This is a genomic window from Achromobacter sp. K91 (genome assembly GCF_003576205.1).
GTDB lineage: Bacteria > Pseudomonadota > Gammaproteobacteria > Burkholderiales > Burkholderiaceae_B > Achromobacter > Achromobacter aegrifaciens.
This window is the reverse complement of sequence record NZ_QWFB01000035.1, coordinates 1-18,835: the sequence shown is the minus strand read 5'-3', so window position 1 is coordinate 18,835 and position 18,835 is coordinate 1. Positions and strand designations below refer to the sequence as shown.

The following is an 18,835-nucleotide window of genomic DNA, read 5'->3' as shown; positions in this document are numbered from 1 at the left end:
CCAACAGATGCGAAGCAGCATGCCTTCCGTCAACTGGAAACCCATGGATGATCAGGTGCGATGTCGTGCGTCTGGCCGGAGTTTACGACAGGCCCGCGCATGGCATGGACGCCCAGGCCCGCCAGGACGTTTTGCGTGGCAATGTCTGGCACGTCCTCGGCGTAGACCGCGATATTCAGCGCGGCCGCGGTGGCCACCACCGTGGCGGCGAGGTGCTGGCTGCCCGGACTGTGGAGCAGGCCGGCGATGAAGCCGCCGCACAGCTTCAGATAGGACAAGGGGAATTCGTGCAGGTGCTCGATGGCGCCGAACTGGTACGACAGTCGGCTTACACCGACGCGGGCGCCCGCAGCCACGACGATGTCGCAAAGCGGGTGCAAGTCGGTTCCCTGAGCGGCCAGGGCCGCCGCGTCGATTTCCACGATCAGGCGCGCGCTCAGGGCGGGGCGGTCGGCCAGCATGCGTTGAAGCCTGGACTGGAACGACGGTTGGGCGATCGATGCCAGCGAAATCGGCACTGCCAGCGCGCCGGAGCGCGCATACAGCCAGTCCAGCCCCAGGCGGATGGCTTGTATGTCGCATTCGGCGGACAGGCCGAGGCGGACGGCGGGAGGCATGAAGATCGAAGCCGGAACGGGGTCGGCGCCGCTGGTGTCGTGCAGGGTCAGGCTGGCTTCCTGGTGCAGCAGGCCGCCGGAAAGATCGTGCAGAGGCTGCACGGACAAGGAGAACCTGTGTTGTTCGAGCGCCGTGACCAGAGCGTCATGCCAGCTGTATTCGCCGATGTGCGTGCTGTCCGGCGCGCGGCTGGCCGAGGCTATCTGGTCGTCGTCGGCGCTTTCGGCGCACATCAGCGCGTGATCCAGCCGTGCCAGGATGTCGCTCATGCTGTCTCCTGGCGCGTAGGTGGCCATCGCCAGGGCCCAGCGGCAGGATTCATGCTTGTCCATGGGCACGCGCAGCGAGCGCAGTTCGCGCCGCACCCGCTCGGCCAGCAGGCTGGCCTGAGGCGCCGAGGCGCGGGGCAGCAGCAGCGCAAAATCCGAACCGCTGATGCGCGCGAGCATGGCCCCCGGAGCGCCGAATTCAGCGACCAGCTTGCGCAGCCGGTCCGAAGACGAGCGCAGCCACTGGTCCGTGAACGCGCGCGAGAGGTGCCGGTTGATCTGCGCCAAATCGCGTTGACGAAACATCAGCAGATGGCCGCCCGCTTCAGGGTCCTTGTCCGCCAGCGCCAATCTGAATTGGTCGACAAAATACTTGCGGTTGTGCAGCCGGGTGACGGGATCCCTGTAGATCTCGCTCTGTAGCGATTCGATCCGAGCATTCTGTTCCTGGACCGTGGCGGCGACCAGGCGTTGCGCGTCCACCAGCGCCTGGTCGACACCCGCCTGTTCGCTGGCGCCATTCGATGTCTTGCGGTCGCCAGGCGCGAGCGCGCGCTCGCGTTCACGGACGTCGCGCGAGATGCGCGCTTCTATTCGCCGCGCCAGATTCACGCAGAACAGGGCCCACAGCAGGCTCGCGGCCAGCACCAGTCCCAGGACCCGCACGCCGCCTTGCCATAGCGTATCGCGAGCAGTCCGCGAATCTGCTTGCACGGTCACGACGCCTTGTGAGCTGCCGTCTGGCGCAGCGTAAGGCCGCGATACGGCGGGTGCGGCCATGTTCAGCCAGGCATCACGCCAATCGTGCTCTCTGGTTTGTGGGTCGGTTTGCGGCGTTTGCCGTTCGACGACGGGCGCGCCATTGTCGTCCGTGATGCGCACCAGCGCATATTCCCCTCCTGCAAACATGTCATCCACCAGCGCAGTCCGTTCTTCGGGGGCGGCGGCCGCATGCGACAAGGCCCAGGCCAGCGCATTAGCGCCGTCGTCGCTTTGCCGCGCCAACTCCGCGCTCAGATAGCGGTGCGCGGCCAGCATTCCCACCGTCTGTGCGCCGAGCAGAACGAGGCCGATCAGGAGGGCGGTGAAGAAAAGTAGCCGGCGGAATGTGGACATGTATTTGGAGGTTCCCTTCCTGGCCGTTGCGTGGCCTGCACTGAGGACTGCCAGGTGTCCGGATGGAATGGCGTCGGATCGAGATCAGGGCTGGAGGGCCGGGATACGGGTGTGATACGAGTCACTAATACATCAGTGGTACAGCAATTCTACATGTCACAGAACGTGCCGAATATTACTAAATTCACGCCGTAAGACGCCAAGCTGTGCAATTATTTCGAAGCTGTCTGATTTTCAATGACAACTATCGAGACACGGTGTATTAATTTTTCGGGTGTAGCTGTCGTAAGTAGTAGGCGAGCATGGCGCAAGGGCCGGCGCCAGTCTGTCGTGGCTCATCCCAAACCCTCCGTGAGCAACCAAAGTAACCGTAGGAATACAGGGAAAAGAGGTGCGTTGCCTCTGAAGTGTGGCGTTTTTTGCGAAAATAATGCATATTTTAAAAAATGTTACAGTCCTTGGGTTCCCTTTCGAACCGCAACGCCAGGGGCTTATGGATAGGGGGCTTCGTGCGTGAGAGTTACCTGCTCGCACTGTGCCTGACGCTTGCGGGCGCACTTGTAGCGATATGCTGGGTCTTCGTACGCAGGGAACGCCTGCTGCGTCAACGCCTGACGCGCGATGAACTGACCGGGGTCCTGAATCAGCAGGAATTGCACCGGCGCGCCCGTGCCTGGCTCAACGATGCCGAGGGCCGTTCGCGCCGCGGCGCTTTCTTTCTGGTGAGCTTCGAGCAATACGCCGAGATCAGCGCCATGTTGCGCGCCGGCGAAGACCAGGCTCTGCTGGTGCAGGTGGCCAATCGCCTGGGCCTGATCTGCCGGTCCATGGGCGGCATGGTGGCGCGTTCGGGGGCGGATGCGTTCACGGTCTGCGCACCCGACGTGGATGAGGCCGGAGCCGCTCAGGTGTCGGCCAAGCTGCTGGAAGCCCTGAGCGTGCCTTACGAACTCGGCGGGCGTCCCCTGATGGCGATGTTCCGCGTCGGCGCTGCCCTGTATCCCGAGCATGGCCGCAGCGTGGAAGAACTGCAGCGCTGCGTGCAGGTCGCCTTGCTGCCGCTGAAGGAGCGCGGCGGGCCGGGCTGGAACCTGTTCGATTTCCGCATGCTGGCGCGTCAGCGCGACCAGCAGGGGCTGGAGAACGACCTGCGGCTGGCGCTGACCACGCCGGACATGGATCAGTTCGAACTGTATTACCAGCCGGTCTGTGACAGCGGCACCGGCATGGTGCAGGGCTGCGAGGCGCTGCTGCGCTGGCATCACCCCGTGCTCGGCAGCGTCTCGCCCGCGGTGACCATCGAATTGGCCGAGCGCAGCGGCCTGATTGTGCCGCTGGGGGCCTGGATATTGGAGCGGGCATGTACCCAGGCTGCGCTATGGCCGGCGACCTGGCGCGTGCATGTGAACCTGTCAGTCAAGCAGATGAACGAGGATGGCCTGGTCGAACTCGTGTCGAATGCGCTTGCGGCCGCAAACCTTGCCCCGCGCAAGCTGGTGCTGGAAATCACGGAATCTCTCTTCATCCTGCACTACGAACGGCACGTGAAGATCCTGAACACGTTGCGGGCGATGGGCATCGGTGTGGCGCTGGACGACTTCGGCTGCGGCTATTCCAGCCTGAACCACCTGCGCTGCCTGCCGATCGATTGGGTCAAGATCGACCGCAGCTTCATCTCAGCGCTGGAATCCGACGCCGGCAGCCGCGAGGTGGTCTCGGCGCTGTTCGGCCTGTGCCAGGCGATGCATCTGCCGGTGGTGGCCGAGGGAGTCGAAACCGAGGGCCAGCGCGAAATCCTGAAGTCGCTGGGATGCCGGGTCATGCAGGGTTTCCTGTTGGGACGTCCCGCACCGGCCTCCGAAATCCAGGCTTTGGCCTCGGCGGTGTCATAATCGGGGTTGCTTGCAAACCCCACCTGTTGACTCCCTATGCCCGGCAATACCCTAGGTACCCTCTTTACCGTCACCAATTTCGGCGAATCCCACGGGCCAGCCATCGGTTGCGTCGTGGACGGCTGTCCTCCGGGGCTGTCGCTGGATGCCTCCGACATCCAGCTCGAACTGGACCGTCGCCGTCCCGGCACGTCGCGCCATGTTACGCAGCGCCAGGAAGCCGACCAGGTGGAAATCCTGTCGGGCGTATACGAGGGAGTGACCACGGGTACGCCCATCGGCCTGCTGATCCGCAACACGGACGCGCGCAGCAAGGACTACTCCAACATCGCCGACACGTTTCGACCGGGCCATGCCGACTATGCCTATTGGCGCAAGTTCGGCGTGCGCGATCCGCGCGGGGGCGGCCGTTCTTCGGCGCGCCTGACGGCGCCGACCGTCGCGGCAGGCGCCATCGCCAAGAAATGGCTGGCGGAGCAATACGGCGTCAAGGTGCGCGGCTACATGAGCCAGTTGGGGCCCATTGCAATCCCCTTCGATTCCTGGGAAGAGGTTCCCAATAATCCGTTCTATGCGCCCAATGCCGCAGTCGTGCCCGAACTGGAGGCCTACATGGACCAGTTGCGCCGCGACGGCGACTCCGTCGGCGCCCGGATCGAGGTCGTGGCCGAGAACCTGCCCGCGGGCTGGGGCGAACCGATCTATGACCGGCTGGACGCCGACATCGCGCACGTCATGATGGGCCTGAATGCCGTGAAGGGCGTGTCGATCGGCGCGGGCTTTGACAGCATCGCTCAGCGCGGCTCGGAGCACGGCGACGAAATCACTCCGGACGGTTTCCTGACCAATAACGCGGGCGGGGTGCTGGGCGGCATTTCCACTGGTCAGCCAGTCACCGTTTCGCTGGCCATCAAGCCTACCTCCAGTATCCGCGTCGAGCGCCGCTCCGTGAACCGCGCCAATGACCCGGTCATGGTGCAGACGCTGGGTCGCCATGACCCTTGCGTCGGCATCCGCGCCACGCCCATCGCTGAGGCGATGCTGGCGCTGGTCTTGATCGACCACGCCTTGCGCCACCGCGGCCAGTGTGGCGATCCGGTAGTCTGATACGCTGTTGCTCTTCGAATTGCCTGGGAGGTCTGCCATGAACCGGAAACGTCTTCTGCTGCGCAACGCGGGTGCAGCGCTCGGGCTGGCAGCCCTGGCGGGCTGCACGGGCATGAATACCACGCAGTCGGGCGCCATTGGCGTCAACCGGACCCAGTACATGTCCAGCATGGTGCCTTCGCAGGCGCTGGAACAGGAAGCGACCCAGCAGTACGCCGACATACTCAAGCAGGCGCAGGCCAAGGGCCTGCTGGACCGCGACCCGCAACAGGTGGCGCGGGTCCGCACCATTTCCCAGCGGCTGATCGCGCAGGCAGGAGTCTTCCGGCCTGACGCCGCCAGCTGGAAATGGGAAGTGCATGTGCTGTCCAGCAACGAGATCAATGCCTGGTGCATGCCGGGCGGCAAGATCGCTGTCTACACGGGCCTGCTTGGCAAGATCAAGCCCACGGACGATGAGCTGGCGGCGGTGCTGGGCCATGAGATTTCGCACGCCTTGCGGGAGCATGCGCGCGAACGTGTGTCCCAGCAGATGGCGACCAATCTGGGGCTGTCGGTGCTGGCGATCGCCACGGGTTCTTCCGCGGCGTCCGACTTGGGCGGACAGTTCACCAGCGTCATGTTCACGCTGCCCAATAGCCGCACCCATGAAACCGAAGCCGACCGCATGGGCGTGGAGCTTGCGGCCAGGGCGGGATTCGATCCGCGCGCCGCCGTGACGCTGTGGCAGAAAATGGGCGCGGCCGACCAGGGCAGCGCACCGCCCGAGATCCTGTCGACTCACCCGTCCGCCGCATCGCGCATCAGCGATCTGCAGGCCGCAGCCCAGCAGGTGCTGCCGCTGTACGAACAGTCCAAGGGCAAAGCCTCCCGCTGAGGCTCTAGCGGCGGCCGTGACTATTACGGCCGCCTCGATCCGCTGTCTTATGCCGCGGCTGTCTTGACGCCGGGGCCGCGCATGACGGCGATGCCCAGCCTGGCCAGGATGCGTTGGGTTTCGGCATCCGGCACATCTTCTGCATAGACCGCTATCTTCAGGCCGCGCGCGGTTTCCAGCACCGATGCCGTCAACTGCTGGCTGCCGGGGCTTTGGGACATGCCGCCGACGAAGCCGCCGCCCAGTTTCACGTACGACAAGGGCAGGGTGTGCAGTTGCGCAACGGCGCCGAACTGCTGAGCCAGGCGGCGCACGCCGATATGCGTGCCGAACTCCGAGGCGACGCGGGCCAGCGTGGCGATCTGCTCGTGGCATTCCACCAGGCCGTGCGCATCGATTTCCAGGTATAGGCGCCGCGCCAGAGACCGGTGTTCGGTCAGCAGCAGCGCCAATTGGCGGAAGAACTTCTGGCCCCGCAACGAGGGCAGAGCCACCCGAACAGCCAATTCGCCAGGGTTGGCGGCCAGCCAGTCCAGTCCCAGGCTCACAGCCTCCAGGTCGCAATCGGCCACCAGATCCAGACGCACGGCCGGCGGGATGAACAGCGTGGCGGGTATCGGCACCTGGTCGGCCGCGGTTCGCAGCATCAGCATCGCTTCGGTGCGGACGGTGCTGCCGTCGGTGGCTTGCAGGGCTTCCGTGGCCAGCTCGAAGCGGTGCTCTTCCAAAGCGGATTGGATCGCGTCCTTCCAGGCGCGTTCGCCCGATTCCGAAGGCGACTGCATGTCGGTCGCGCCAGCGATCACGACATGGTCGTTGCCGGCGCTTTCCGCCCGCATCAAGCCGAAGTCCAGGCGGGCAAGCACCGGCCCGGCCTGGCTGCCGTGGCCATAGTCGGTCATGGCCTGCGCCCAGCGGCACAGATGTCCTTCACCCACGGGGATGCGGGACGCGTGCAGGTCGGCGCGCACCTGTTCGGCCACCATCATGGCCTGCGGCGCCGCGCAGCCGGGCAGCAGCAAGGCGAAATCCGAGCCGTTCAGACGGGCCAGCAGGGGCGATGCCACATGCATGCTCTTGAGCGTGCCGCGGATGCGTTCGCAGGCCGTGCGCAGCCATTGGTCGATGAACTCGCGCGGCATATGGCGATTCAGGTCCGCCAGGTCGCGCTGGCGGAACACCAGGACGTGGCCGCCGTCGATGCTGCGGCCGGTCGTGAGGGCAGGGGCCTCCAGCGCGCGGCGGAACTCGTTGACGAAGTACTTGCGGTTGGGCAGGCCCGTGACTGGGTCCTGGTTCAGTTCCAGTTCCAGCGATTCGATCTTGGCGTTCTGTTCTTCGACGCTGGCATGGATGCGTTCGCGGGTCTGGTTCAACGCCTGCACCACGCCGGAGAGCTCAGGCACGCGCGCCTCGACCTGTTCCGTCGGGGATTCCTGGCCGATGCTGCGCACGTGGTCGCTGATCTCACGCAACAGGCGGTTCTTGATCCAGCCCACCAGCATGAAGGCGAACACGGCCCACAAGATGCCGGCGCCCACCACCAGGGCGATCATTTTGAGGCTGCTGCGCCACAGGGCTTCCCAGGCATAGGCGTCGTTGGCGATCAGCGTGACCTCGCCGATCTGGCGCCAGCCGTCGCTGACGGCATGGCTGGCCGATTGCGTCGTCAAGGGAGCCAGCGCCTGAAACCAGGCGGGGACCGACGCCGCGGTGGCCGTGGATTTCCGTTCGATCAGGACCTTGCCTTCAGGATCGCTCAAGCGCACCAGCGAGAAATGCCCGCCGTCGTACAGCGCCGACACCAGCAGCTCTTGCACGACCGGGTCGTTGTTCGCGGGCTGCGACAGCGACAGCGCCAGCGACACGGCAGCGTCCGTGCTCTGCACTTGCAGTTGGCCGGACAGGTACTCCCGGGCGGAATTCACGCTGAGCGCGAGCGTGCCCAGCAGGATGACGCCGATGGCGAGGGTAACGCTGAGCAATAGCTGTCGAAGTATGGACATAGTCTTATTTCCGGACATCAGGGGCGCACGCCTTCCCGTTCCATGCGTTGAAGTAGATCACGCCAGCGGCTGAGACGGTCAACCGGCGCGGCGGGCTTGCCGTCCACATAGACGCCGTCCGCATTGAAACTGAATACTGGCGTCAGGTCGCGGCGCTGCGTGGCGGGCAAAATGGTCGAGATCAGGTTGTCCAGCACCAGCGGCACGGCGTTGGGGGTTTCGTAATAGCCCAGCACCATGTGGGCGATCTGGGTGCTGCTGGCCGCGCCGCCGATGCGCGCGCGGACGTAGATGAAGCGCAGTTTGTTGGCAGGCACGCCCAGCGCCAGCAGCGTGAAGTACTTGCCGATGACGTAGTCTTCGCAATCGCCCGCGCCCCTGCCCAGCGATTCTAATGGCGTGGCCCAATAATCGGCCTGTTTCCAGATGGTGATGTCCTCGCCGGACATCAGGGAGCGGTTCCAGAAATCATTGGCCTGTGTCAGTGCGCCTTTTTCCTGGGCAGGGGCGGGGCTGCGCATCAATTGCAGCCATTCCGAAACCGCCTTGGAGCCTTTTGCGCCATAGCGGCTGGCCGACAGGCTTTGCAGCCGGTCGGCGTTCACTTCCAGGGCGGAACTTCCGCCCCAGCCGCAAGCCAGGCATAGCAAAGCCAATCGGCACAGATTCAGCGTGCGGCGGAAACGGCGGGACGATGGCATGAAACGGATTTTCACATTTTTCCGGGCATCTTAGGCGCGCCCTGGGAAAAAATGCGTCATGCGGGGGGGGCGAAAGACCCCTGCGGGGCCTCCCGGGAGCTATCGCTCAGGCATGGTCGACGCTCAGCTTACCCTTCTGCAGCAGGTCGTTGATAATGGCCTGGTTGCTCATGGCCTGACCATTGGCGTCATGGGTAAGATCGACGTTCTCCAGCACGATCTTCTGATCCGCACCCTGGGAGCCAAGCTTGCCCTGGGTGTTGATCTCGACGAGCGTGTGGTTGGAGTTGGCGGGATCCTGCTTGAAGTTCAGGTACTGCGACAGGTTGTCGTCCTTCTCGCCCACGAGCAGGTCCTTCAGGTCCAGCACATCGCCACCCTCGGCAATCGTGGCCTTCGAGAAGTCCTTGATCGTGTCCACGGCTGGTTGTGCCGTGGTGCCCTGATCGCCCAGCGCCCACTTGAACGTGTCGTTGCCGCCGTCGCCGTACAGGATGTCGTCCCCCTGGCCGCCTATCAGGCTATCGTTGCCCGCACCGCCGCGCAGGCTATCGTTGCCGGTGCCACCGTACAGCATGTCGTTGCCATCGTCGCCATGCAGGATGTCATTGCCGCCCTGACCATAGAGGATGTCGTTGCCGTTGCCGCCATGCAATTCGTCATTGCCGCCGCGCATATCGCCCTGCACGTCTAAGAGCCCGTGGTTATCCGAAATGAACTTGTGCAGCTCGGCGTCGGTGGGCAGCGCACCGTTCTTCAGAGACAGGAACTGCTTGAGCGCATCCAGGCCAGATCCGTCGGGCTGGTCGGTGGGCTTGGCGGGATTGCCGTTGACGCCCCATGGCAACCGGTCGGTATTGATGGCATCGGCGAACAGGATGTCGGCGCCGTCGCCGCCGTGGAGCTTGTCGTTGCCGACTGGAACGGGTTCGTCGGTCGTCTTGCTGCCGACCAGGGTCGTCTCAAGATCGGACGGCTTCTGCACCACTTGCGAACCGGCCGTGTTGTCATACTTGTCGAGTACAAGGGGGGAAATTCCCGAGCCGATGCCTATCGCCCGGACGTCGCTGACTTTGGCAAGTTTGTTGAACTCGGCGTCACGGTTGTATTTCTTTTCGGCGGTTGGATTGCCGTCCGTCACGAAGTAGGTCCGGTTCTCGTACGGCTTGCCATGGCCGTCGACCGTGGGTTGGCGGTCGAACCAGTTCTTGGCTTCATGGAAGGCTGCGCCATACGGTGTGTACCCGTCAGCTCGCAAGCCGAGGAGGGTGTTCACGATCTCGTCGACATTGTCATGCGTCAGGTCCGAGATTGTCTTCAACTGCTTGGCGCTACCTTTCTGAAACGTGATCAGAGACACGTTGATGGTGCCATCATGAGTGGCGAGCTGATTTTCCAGCAGTGCCTTGAGGGCTTTCTTGGCGGTTGCGAGGCGTGTCTCGCGGGCGGAGCCGCTACCCCAGTAGTATCCCATCGATTCCGACAGGTCCAGCACAACGGCGATGTTGTAGCTGGTGCCCGGCGTCACGGTCTTCTGCACGCCGCCCTGATCGCCCAGCAGTACGTCGTCGCCTGAGCCGCCCTTGATAGTTTCGTTGCCGTTATGGCCGCCCAGGATCTGGTCCGTGTGCAGTTTGAATGTGTGCGGATCGGACGTGTCCTGGCCGCCGTTGGCGTTGCCGCCGGTATCCTTGACACGGAAGTTGAAGGACGCGCCAGCGTTTTCACCGGCGTCGGCGGCGTTGGGTTCGAATACCAGCTTACCGCGGACAAGGTCCTCCGCACTGATCTCCTGCCCCTGCGTGACCGGCCTGCCGTTGAGCAGCAGCGTGCCTCCGGTGGGCAGGGAGTCGATGATCACGGATTTCATCGAATGGCCTTCTGCCGGGTCGGAGAAGACGAAGTCGTTCGCGCCGAACACGTAGGTCTTGCCCTCCGCGACGTTGCCGGAACCGTCCTGAGAGACCGGGGCGTCATTGACTGGCAGGACGTCGACGTCCAGTCTGGAAACGGTGGTGGTCGCGCCGTCCGTGACGGTGTATGTGATGGGTGGCACGCGCCCATTCCAGTTTGCGCCCGGCGTAAAGCTATAGCCGCCGTCGGCATTGATGACGAGAGTGCCTATCCCAGCAATGATGGCAGTGCTACCAGCGGCGTACTTCGCACCGTTGATCGTGAAGTCGATGACGGTCAGTACATCGCTTTCGGCATCGGTCGCGCCAGCGAGCACGCTGCCAGATGCCGAATGGCCTTCCAGTGCCTGGTTGACTTGGGCCTGGAGGACGGGGCCGTCGTTGGCGCCGGTGACCTCGACCGTGAGAGTCGCCGTGGTGGTACCGCCTTCGCCATCGGAAACGGTGTAGGTGATCGAGGTGTAGGTTTTTTCGCCGGCGGCGAGGTACTGGAAAGCCGTGCCAGGGTGGAACGTGTAGGAGCCGTCCGGGTTCAGGGTGAAGGTGCCGCCACCGGAGCCGGGAACCGGCGAGCCCACGTGGGCCGTGCTGCCGTTGACCTGCGAAACGGCGAGGGTGTCGCCGTCCTGGTCCCTGTCATTGGCCAGCACTCCGTTCCCGGCGTTGACGCTGAGGGTCGAGTCCTCGTCGGTGCTGCCCAAATCGGCGGCGGCGGTCGGAGCAGGATTGGTCACGTCCCAGTCGAACTTCTGCGACGTCGTTGCGCCGGCGGGATCCGTAGCCGTAACGGTGACGTTGTAGATGCCGTTGTTGCCTCCGTGCGAGGCCGAGTGATCGATGGTGCCGGTGATGATGCCGGTGTTCGGATCGATGCTCAATCCGGGCGGCAGGCCGGTCGCGGTGTAGGTGAGCTTGTCGCTGGAGTCTGGATCGGAGAAATGGCCGGACACGTTGTAGCTCACTCCCGCCTGGGCGTCGATGCTGGCGGTGCCGGCAACGGCGGAGGAAGCGGGGCCGTCGTTGGTGCCGGTGACCTCGACCGTGAGAGTCGCCGTGCTGGTACCGCCTTCGCCATCGGAAACGGTGTAGATGATCGATGTGTAGGCTTTTTCGCCGGCGGCGAGGTACTGGAAAGCCGTGCCGGGGTGGAACGTGTAGGAGCCATCCGGGTTCAAGGTGAAGGTGCCGCCAACGGAGCCGGGAACCGGCGAGCCCACGTGGGCCGTGCTGCCGTTGACCTGCGAGACGGCGAGGGTATCGCCGTCCTGGTCCCTGTCATTGGCCAGCACTCCGTTCCGGGCGTTGACGCTGAGGGTCGAGTCCTCGTCGGTGCTGCCCAAATCGGCAGCGGCGGTCGGAGCAGGATTGGTCACGTCCCAGTCGAACTTCTGCGACGTCGTTGCGCCGGCGGGATCCGTAGCCGTAACGGTGACGTTGTAGACGCCGTTGTTGCCTCCGTGCGAGGCCGAGTGATCGATGGTGCCGGTGATGATGCCGGTGTTCGGATCGATGCTCAATCCGGGCGGCAGGCCGGTCGCGGTGTAGGTGAGCTTGTCGTTGGAGTCTGGATCGGAGAAATGGCCGGACACGTTGTAGCTCACTCCCGCCTGGGCGTCGATGCTGGCGGTGCCGGCAATGGCGGTGGAAGCGGGACCGTCATTGGTGCCGGTGATCGTCACGACGACGGTCGCCGTGGAGGTGGCGCCGCTGGAGTCCGTAACGGTGTACGAAATGGTAGTGGTGCTTGTCTCGCCGTTGGCAAGATGGGTGTACGCGCTGCCCGGCGTGAAGACATAGTTGCCGTCCGGCAGGACGATGAACGTGCCACCGTTGCTGCCGCTGATGGCGACGCCGCCTGGGACCATGGGATGGTTGCCGACCGACGAGATCGCCAGCGAGTTGCCATCGGGATCCGTGTCGTTGTCGAGCAGGTTGCCCCGCACTTGGCTGTTCTGGTCGCCGCTGCCGACATCGTCCCGCGCATTGGGAGGGTTATTGGCGGCGACGGACGTTGCCGTTTCATCATTGTCGCCGTTGTCGACCAAGCCGGCGCCAGGCACGCGGGGCAGGATGCTATCGCCGTGGTTCAGGGGGAGGTAAGCCTGGTCCAGCGGAGTGGTGGTTTCCAGAATGCGGGCCAGGCGCACGAAGCTGCTGCCGTCGGCATTGCCGCCGCCGGCCATGACGGCAGCGGTGGGGTCGAGCTCATCGAAGGGGTCGCGGTCGTCGCGCAGAGCGGCCAGGAGGCGGTCGGAGTCGGCGCCGGAGGGCGGGGTCACCGCGGCCTCGGACGCGTCGGCCAGGGGGGCGGTAATTTCGCTGCTCAGCGCGACCTCATGGTTCTCGCCGATGACGATCGGCATGCCGTTCTCAACTTGAAGGGAAACCGTGGCGCCGGAGGCCGTGACGACGTCGCTGCCGGCAGAGACCTTGCTGCCTAGGTGCAGTTCGGTCAGGGATCCGTCGCCATGACGCAGCCATGCGCGACCGGAGATTTCGTTGACGATTGCGGCAGACGTATTGGCCATGTTGGTCCCCTTTCCGGGAGTAGTCCAAGATGGCCTGATACTAGGTAGTGTTGCCGGCGCTCGATACTGCCAATACTGATAGTGCTGAACAATGACGTAGCGACGTGATGAAAGGTGCATCAGGCCGAGAAGGCCATTGCGAGTCCTCTAGGCTCGGCGCTTAGCCATGGTCAACGTTCAGCTTTCCTTTCTGCAGCAGGTCGTTGATGATGGCCTGGTTGTTCATGAACTGGCCGTAGGCGTCGTGGGTGAGATCGACGTTTTCCAGCACGATCTTCTGATCCGCGCCCTGGGTGCCAAGCTTGCCCTGGGTATTCACGTCAATGACCGTGTTATAGCCTTCCTTACGGAAGTCCAGGTACTTGGTCAGTGTGCTGTCGTTTTCGCCGACCAACAATCCTTGGATGTCCGAGTGTCGCCGCCATAGGCGGGTTTCCGGATCGAGACGTCTTTGATCTTATCCACCGGGGGGCGGCAACGCGTCGCTATCGCCGGAGGATCGCCGTTTCAAGAAAGCGTGCCAGGCGGACGAAACTGCCGCCGCCAGCGGCCCCTAGCCGGCCACGACTACGGCGAGGGGGCAAGTTCATCGAACAGGCCGAGACCATTGCGCAGGAGGGCCAGCAAGCGGTCGGAATCGGTGCCCGAGGGCGGAGCTAGCGCGGCTTCGGACGAGTCGTCCAGAGTGCTGGTCATTTCGGCGGTCAGCGCGACCTCGCGGCTCTCGCCGATGATGACCAGCATGCCGTTTTCAAGCTGAAGGGAAACCGTGGCGCCCGAGGCAGTGACGATGTCGCTGTCGGTGGGGACCTTGCTGCCTTGGCGCAGTTCGGTCAGGGACCCGTCGCTATGGCGCAGCCACGCGCGGCCGGACATTTCGTTGACGATTGTGGGAGAAGTATTGGCCATTTCGGGTCCCTTTTCAGGGCGTTATCCAAGATGACCAGATACTAGATGGCGTTGCCGGCGTTCGATACTGGCAACATTGATAGCGTCAAGCAGCAATGCTGATGCTTGATGAAGAATGCACCGCCGGGAAGGCCGTTGCCGGCCTTCCCGGGGCTTGCTGCTTAGCTGTGATCGACGTTCAGCTTACCCTTCTGCAGCAGGTCGTTGATGATGGCCTGATTGCTCATGGCCTGACCGTTCGCGTCATGGGTGAGATCGACGTTCTCCAGCACGATCTTCTGATCCGCGCCCTGGGAGCCAAGCTTGCCCTGGGTGTTGATCTCGACGAGCGTATTGTTGGAGTTGGCCGGATCCTGCTTGAAGTTCAAGTACTGCGACAGGTTGCCGTCCTTCTCGCCCACGAGCAGGTCCTTCAGGTCCAGCACATCCCCGCCGTCGACGACCGAAGCCTTCGAGAAGTCCTTGATCGTGTCGATCGCAGGCTGCGCCGTGGTGCCCTGGTCGCCAAGCTGCCACTTGAACGTGTCGCTGCCGCCGTCACCCCACATGGTGTCGTTGCCCTTGCCGCCGACCAGGATGTCGTTGCCGGCGCCGCCGTGGAGCTCGTCGTTGCCGGTTCCGCCATAGAGCTTGTCGTTGCCGTCATCACCCCACAGGACATCGTTGCCGCCCTGGCCGTAGATGATGTCGTCGCCCTTGCCGCCATGCAATTCGTCATTGCCGCCACGCGTGTCGCCAGCCGCATCGAACTGACCCGGATTCTGCTTGATGAACTCGTATATCCGTTCGTTCGTCGGGGCGACGCCGTCCACGGCCTTGAGGTAGTCCTTCAGCGAGTCGAGACCGCCGCCATTGTGGGATCCCGCGGGATTGCCGGCCCACGCGAGGTGGTCGGTGTTGATCGCGTCACCGAAGATGATGTCGTTGCCGTCGCCACCGTAGACGGTGTCGTGGCCGACTTCGGCCGGATTGCTCGTGCTGCTGCCTCCCTTGAGAGCGGCCTCCAGGTCGTTGGCGGTGTTGACGATGTCAATTGCGCCAGTCTTGCCGTAAACGGTTTGGTATCCCGAGGGATTGCCGAACCAGTCCCACCCGGTGGGCAGCCTGATCTGGCCATCGCCGGAGCTGTCCGTGTTATCGAAAAAGCGCAGGATGTTGCTGTCGATGCCGGTTCCGATGCCGATCCCGTGGACCTTGCTGGCGCCGTTGAGGGCTTTGAAGGCGTCGACGGATTCCTTCATGGTGTTGTAGTCGGTATCGTTACCCGGTCCGTCCACTCCCTTCTTGTCGTTGTAGTAGTACTGCGTCGGGTTTCCGTCGGTCAGGAAGAACGTCAGATTCTCGAACTTCGTACCGCTGGGATTCACTTTGCCCTGATCGGCGAACCACTTCACGGTCGCGTTGAAGGCGGCTTCGTAGTTGGTCCCCGCAGTGTTACCCGTCGCGATAGTCAGATCGTTGATCGCCTTGATCAACTGGTTCAGGTTGGCCTGCGTGAGGTTGTTGAACGTGATCGGATCTTGAGCATGGGTTGCGAAGCCGATCAGCGATACGTTGACGACGCCGTCGTGGTGCTCCAGGTCGGCGGCGAGCTTGACCAGCGCGTCCTTAACCAGTTGCATGCGGTTGACACCGGAACCGGACTGCGCGGACATGCTGCCTGAACGGTCCACCACCAGCGCAATGTTGTAGTTCGTGCCGGGGGTGACGTTCGTGACGTAGCCGCCCTGGTCCGCCAGGATGACGTCATCACCCGACCCGCCGTTCAGCGGCGGTTTGCCGCCGCTGCCGCTGTCGTCATTGCCATGGGTCACCAGGTGATCGGCGGAGATGACGAACTTGTGCTCGGTCGAGGTGTCGTTGCCGCCATTCGCCGTGCCGCCATTGTCCTTCACTTGGAAATTGAAGGAGCTGTCCTGCTTGTCGGCGCCCGGCGTGAACTTCAGCAGGCCTTGTTCGATGGCCGACTTCGGAATCTCCATGCCGGCCGTGACCGGCTTGCCGTTATAGGTCATCGTGCCGCTGGTGGGCGGTTGGGTGATGATGACGCTTTGCAGGCTGTTGCCTTCCGCTCCATCGTCGAAGCGGAAATCGTTCAGCGAGAAGACGTACTGGTTATCGCCAACTTCCAGGTTCGCGGAACCGTCCACGGTCGTGGGCGCGTCGTTGACGCCATTGATGGTGATGGTGATGGTGCTGGTGGCCGAGCCGTCGGCGGAGGCGACCGTGTAGGTCTCGACGATGCTTTCGCCCGCCTTGAGGAACTGGATCGCGGCGTTGTTGACGTTGTAGGTATAGGTGCCATCGGGTTTCATTACGATGACGCCCAGCGCTCCGCCGGCATGCGTGCTGTTGGTGAGCTTGAGGGTGGCGGTGTCGAAGGTCGACTGGCCGGCATCGGGATCCGTGATCGTGACCGCGCCCTTGACGGTGAGATTTCCGCCCGTGACGTTCACATCTTCCGTGACCGACCGGAAGTCGTTGGTCATCACCGGCACGTCATTGGTGCCATTGATCGTGATGGTGATGGTCGTGGTGCTGAAGTCGCCGTCGGAATCGCGGATGGTGTACGAGAACACGTCCGAGAGCTTGTCGCCTTGCCCCAGTGCATTGACGCGCGGATCGGTGTTGTTCAGGGTATAGGTATAGGTGCCATCGGCGTGGATGGTGATCTTGCCGTACACGCCATTGACCTCGGCGTTGACGTTGCCTTCGATCGCCTTGTTCGCGTTGGCCGAACCCTTGGCCACGCCGACCACCGTGGTCACGTCGGCGCCCACGGCGTCCGCACCGGTGCCGGTGATGACGTTGCCGGTGGCTTCCAAGACCTTGTCTTCCGTCACACTGGCCGTGTCCGGCTTTGCCTCGGGCGCCGTGTCGGTGATCTGGATGATCAGGCTGCCGCTGCTGCCGTGGCCGCCAGCATTCTTGGCGGTCACGATGAAGTCGTCATGCACGCTGTCCTTGCCGTTCGAGTGATTCTGGGATTTCCCCTTCTCGGTATAGGTGTAAGTGAGCTTGCCGGTAGCTGGATCGTAGCCGGTGATCTTGAGCGTGCCCTTGCCCGTGGTCAGGCTGACGGGGTTGGCATTCGTCGCCTTGGTGACGTCCACGCCATTTACGTCGACGCTCACGATGCCCAACGCCGCGGAAATCTGCATCGTTCCCGTAACGGTGTCGCCGGTGGCTTCCGCCACCTTGTTCGTCGCGTTCGTAACGGCGGATTCCGCGGTGGAGGTCACGTTGAAATGCGTGTTCACCTTGTCGCCGTCGCCATCCGTTCCGGTAACGCCAACCGTGAAGTCCATCGGGCCGGCGGGAACGCTTTCCGTATAGGAGCCGGTCGTGAGGAAGGACATCCTGACGCCGCTGCCCGCGGTGACCTCGATGCTATCGAATTGAGTGAACGAGGGGGTGCCCTGGCTCAACATCTCCTTCGTGATGTGAATGGCGCCAGTCGTACTGTTCACGGGTACGGAGATCATCTTGGAGACGCCGTCGCTCCATACCGTGATATTGAGCGTGCCGCTTCCCTTGACTTCCGCGACATTCAGCTTGAAATCCGAGAGGGCTTCGTTGAAGTCCATGCGGAAGCTTTCGCCCGAGTCGAAGGAGGTGTTGCCGATCCCGAACGAATTTCCGCTGCCGAACGTGTTGGCATTGAACGTCTTTCCGCCGCCGGCGCTCAGCGTGGCATAGCCGAGGTCATAGGTGGATTGGGGGTTGTTGCTGATCGAGGAGGCCAAGTCGATCGACGCGGTCGTCCCGGGCCGGGCTTCGTGCTGGGTGACGGTATAGCCGCCCTCCGGATTCAGGGTCACCGTGAAGATCTTGGTCCCGTTGGGCGAGAAGATGTCGACCGAAGACTTGTTGAGCGCGCTGGTCGTCCAGTTCTGCGGCAGCTGACCGACAGACGACACGACCAGCGTGGCGCCCACGGCGTCGGCGCCCGTATGGAATTCCAGGGTGCCGGTGGCGCTGGTGGCGGCATTCTCCATCACAGCATTGGAGACGGCGCCGAATTCCGGACTGTCATCCTCGATATTGATCGTGATGGTGCCGTTGCTGGTGGCGTGGCCATCGCTGACCTGCACGCCGATACCCAGCTGGAGCACGTCCTCGACCGAGTTCGTCGGGTGATCCACTTGGCCCGACAGGGTTACGGTGTAGCCGCCCGCGTCGGTCATCGTGACAGTGATGACGGAGTTTCCGTGGAAGTCCTTGCCGACCAGGGTGTGGCCATTGTCCGACAGGGTCCAGACGACAGGTTTTCCTTGTGAGGTCAGGGCGTTGTCCGCCGGCTTGACCAAGGTGACGGTATGGGTGTCCTTCACATCCAAATCGGAGATGGTCAGGTTGCCGGAGTAGGTGACAGCGTTCGTCGTATCCGTGGTGCCATTGCTGTCAGGTATGCCGTGCGGCAGGCCTTCTTCAGACAGGTTGATGCTGGCGCTGCTGATCGAGGGCAGATCGTTCGTGCCGGTGATCGTAATCGTCAGCACGGCCTCGCTCTTGTCGCCGTCGGCATCGGTGATGGTGTAGCGGATGGTCTCGGTCAGCAATTCGCCCGCCTGCAGCCCCTGGACAGCTTGCAGGCTGTTGTTGAGCTGATAGGACCAGGTGCCGTCGCCATTGTCTACCAGCGTGCCGTACTTGGCATCGCCGGTAGTGATGACCGTCGTGACTGCATCGGCGCCGAGCGTGTCGTTGCCCAACAAGTTGCCGGAGATGGGGGCGGTCGTGCCTTCCGTGATGCCCGCCGTGTCGTTCTTGGCCTCAGGAGCGGTGTCGGTGATGAGCACGACCAGGTCGTCGGACTTGACCTGGTTGGCCGCATCGGTGACGGTGACGGTGAACTTGTCGGTGACGGAGTCGTCGCCGGCGGTGTGATCCTTCGAG

The 18,835-nt window shown here is 63.3% G+C and carries 10 protein-coding genes; 3 read left to right on the top strand and 7 right to left on the bottom strand.

The window, feature by feature from the left end; genetic code table 11:
* Positions 1-29: 29 nt before the first annotated feature.
* Positions 30-2,003, bottom strand: coding sequence for an EAL domain-containing protein (locus tag DXK93_RS17730; protein ID WP_119450727.1), 1,974 nt, complete (start codon positions 2,001-2,003; stop codon positions 30-32).
* Between the two features lie 509 nt (positions 2,004-2,512).
* On the opposite strand from DXK93_RS17730, the gene DXK93_RS17725 reads away from it, so the two are divergent.
* From DXK93_RS17725 to DXK93_RS17715, 3 genes are read left to right on the top strand one after another with little or no spacing between them, the layout of a single operon-like run.
* A complete protein-coding gene (locus DXK93_RS17725) occupies positions 2,513-3,895 on the top strand; it encodes a bifunctional diguanylate cyclase/phosphodiesterase (RefSeq protein WP_054458572.1) in 1,383 nt (460 codons plus the stop codon).
* A gap of 36 nt (positions 3,896-3,931) precedes the next feature.
* Positions 3,932-5,002, top strand: coding sequence for a chorismate synthase (aroC, locus tag DXK93_RS17720; RefSeq protein ID WP_054458570.1), 1,071 nt, complete (start codon positions 3,932-3,934; stop codon positions 5,000-5,002).
* Positions 5,003-5,039: 37 nt separating this feature from the next.
* Complete coding sequence (locus tag DXK93_RS17715; RefSeq protein ID WP_119450726.1) at positions 5,040-5,879, top strand: M48 family metallopeptidase; 840 nt, start codon at positions 5,040-5,042, stop codon at positions 5,877-5,879.
* A 47-nt stretch (positions 5,880-5,926) separates the two neighbouring features.
* Here the strand turns inward: DXK93_RS17715 and DXK93_RS17710 are convergent, their stop codons facing one another.
* The 6 genes from DXK93_RS17710 to DXK93_RS17685 all read right to left on the bottom strand — a co-directional run.
* A complete protein-coding gene (locus DXK93_RS17710) occupies positions 5,927-7,885 on the bottom strand; it encodes a LapD/MoxY N-terminal periplasmic domain-containing protein (protein ID WP_119450725.1) in 1,959 nt (652 codons plus the stop codon).
* A 17-nt stretch (positions 7,886-7,902) separates the two neighbouring features.
* Positions 7,903-8,586 carry a transglutaminase-like cysteine peptidase gene (locus tag DXK93_RS17705; protein WP_175162500.1) on the bottom strand — a complete coding sequence of 228 codons (684 nt, stop codon included), beginning with the start codon at positions 8,584-8,586 and terminating at the stop codon, positions 7,903-7,905.
* Between the two features lie 106 nt (positions 8,587-8,692).
* Entirely contained in the window at positions 8,693-13,027 is a 4,335-nt protein-coding gene (locus DXK93_RS17700; protein WP_119450723.1) for a retention module-containing protein, read from the bottom strand.
* 160 nt (positions 13,028-13,187) lie between these two features.
* Entirely contained in the window at positions 13,188-13,424 is a 237-nt protein-coding gene (locus DXK93_RS17695; RefSeq protein ID WP_054458562.1) for a type I secretion C-terminal target domain-containing protein, read from the bottom strand.
* A 170-nt stretch (positions 13,425-13,594) separates the two neighbouring features.
* Complete coding sequence (locus DXK93_RS17690; RefSeq protein WP_054458560.1) at positions 13,595-13,936, bottom strand: retention module-containing protein; 342 nt, start codon at positions 13,934-13,936, stop codon at positions 13,595-13,597.
* A 161-nt stretch (positions 13,937-14,097) separates the two neighbouring features.
* Positions 14,098-18,835 (bottom strand): VCBS domain-containing protein (locus DXK93_RS17685; protein WP_119450722.1); only part of this gene is annotated, 4,738 nt, incomplete at its 5' end.

What these genes read in the sequence shown, in the direction of transcription:
- DXK93_RS17690 (WP_054458560.1), bottom strand. Translation starts at nt 13,936, where the DNA reads ATGGCCAATACTTCTCCCACAATCGTCAACGAAATGTCCGGCCGCGCG.
- DXK93_RS17705 (WP_175162500.1), bottom strand. Translation starts at nt 8,586, where the DNA reads ATGCCATCGTCCCGCCGTTTCCGCCGCACGCTGAATCTGTGCCGATTG.
- DXK93_RS17730 (WP_119450727.1), bottom strand. Translation starts at nt 2,003, where the DNA reads ATGTCCACATTCCGCCGGCTACTTTTCTTCACCGCCCTCCTGATCGGC.
- DXK93_RS17710 (WP_119450725.1), bottom strand. Translation starts at nt 7,885, where the DNA reads ATGTCCATACTTCGACAGCTATTGCTCAGCGTTACCCTCGCCATCGGC.
- DXK93_RS17715 (WP_119450726.1), top strand. Translation starts at nt 5,040, where the DNA reads ATGAACCGGAAACGTCTTCTGCTGCGCAACGCGGGTGCAGCGCTCGGG.
- DXK93_RS17700 (WP_119450723.1), bottom strand. Translation starts at nt 13,027, where the DNA reads ATGGCCAATACGTCTGCCGCAATCGTCAACGAAATCTCCGGTCGCGCA.
- aroC (WP_054458570.1), top strand. Translation starts at nt 3,932, where the DNA reads ATGCCCGGCAATACCCTAGGTACCCTCTTTACCGTCACCAATTTCGGC.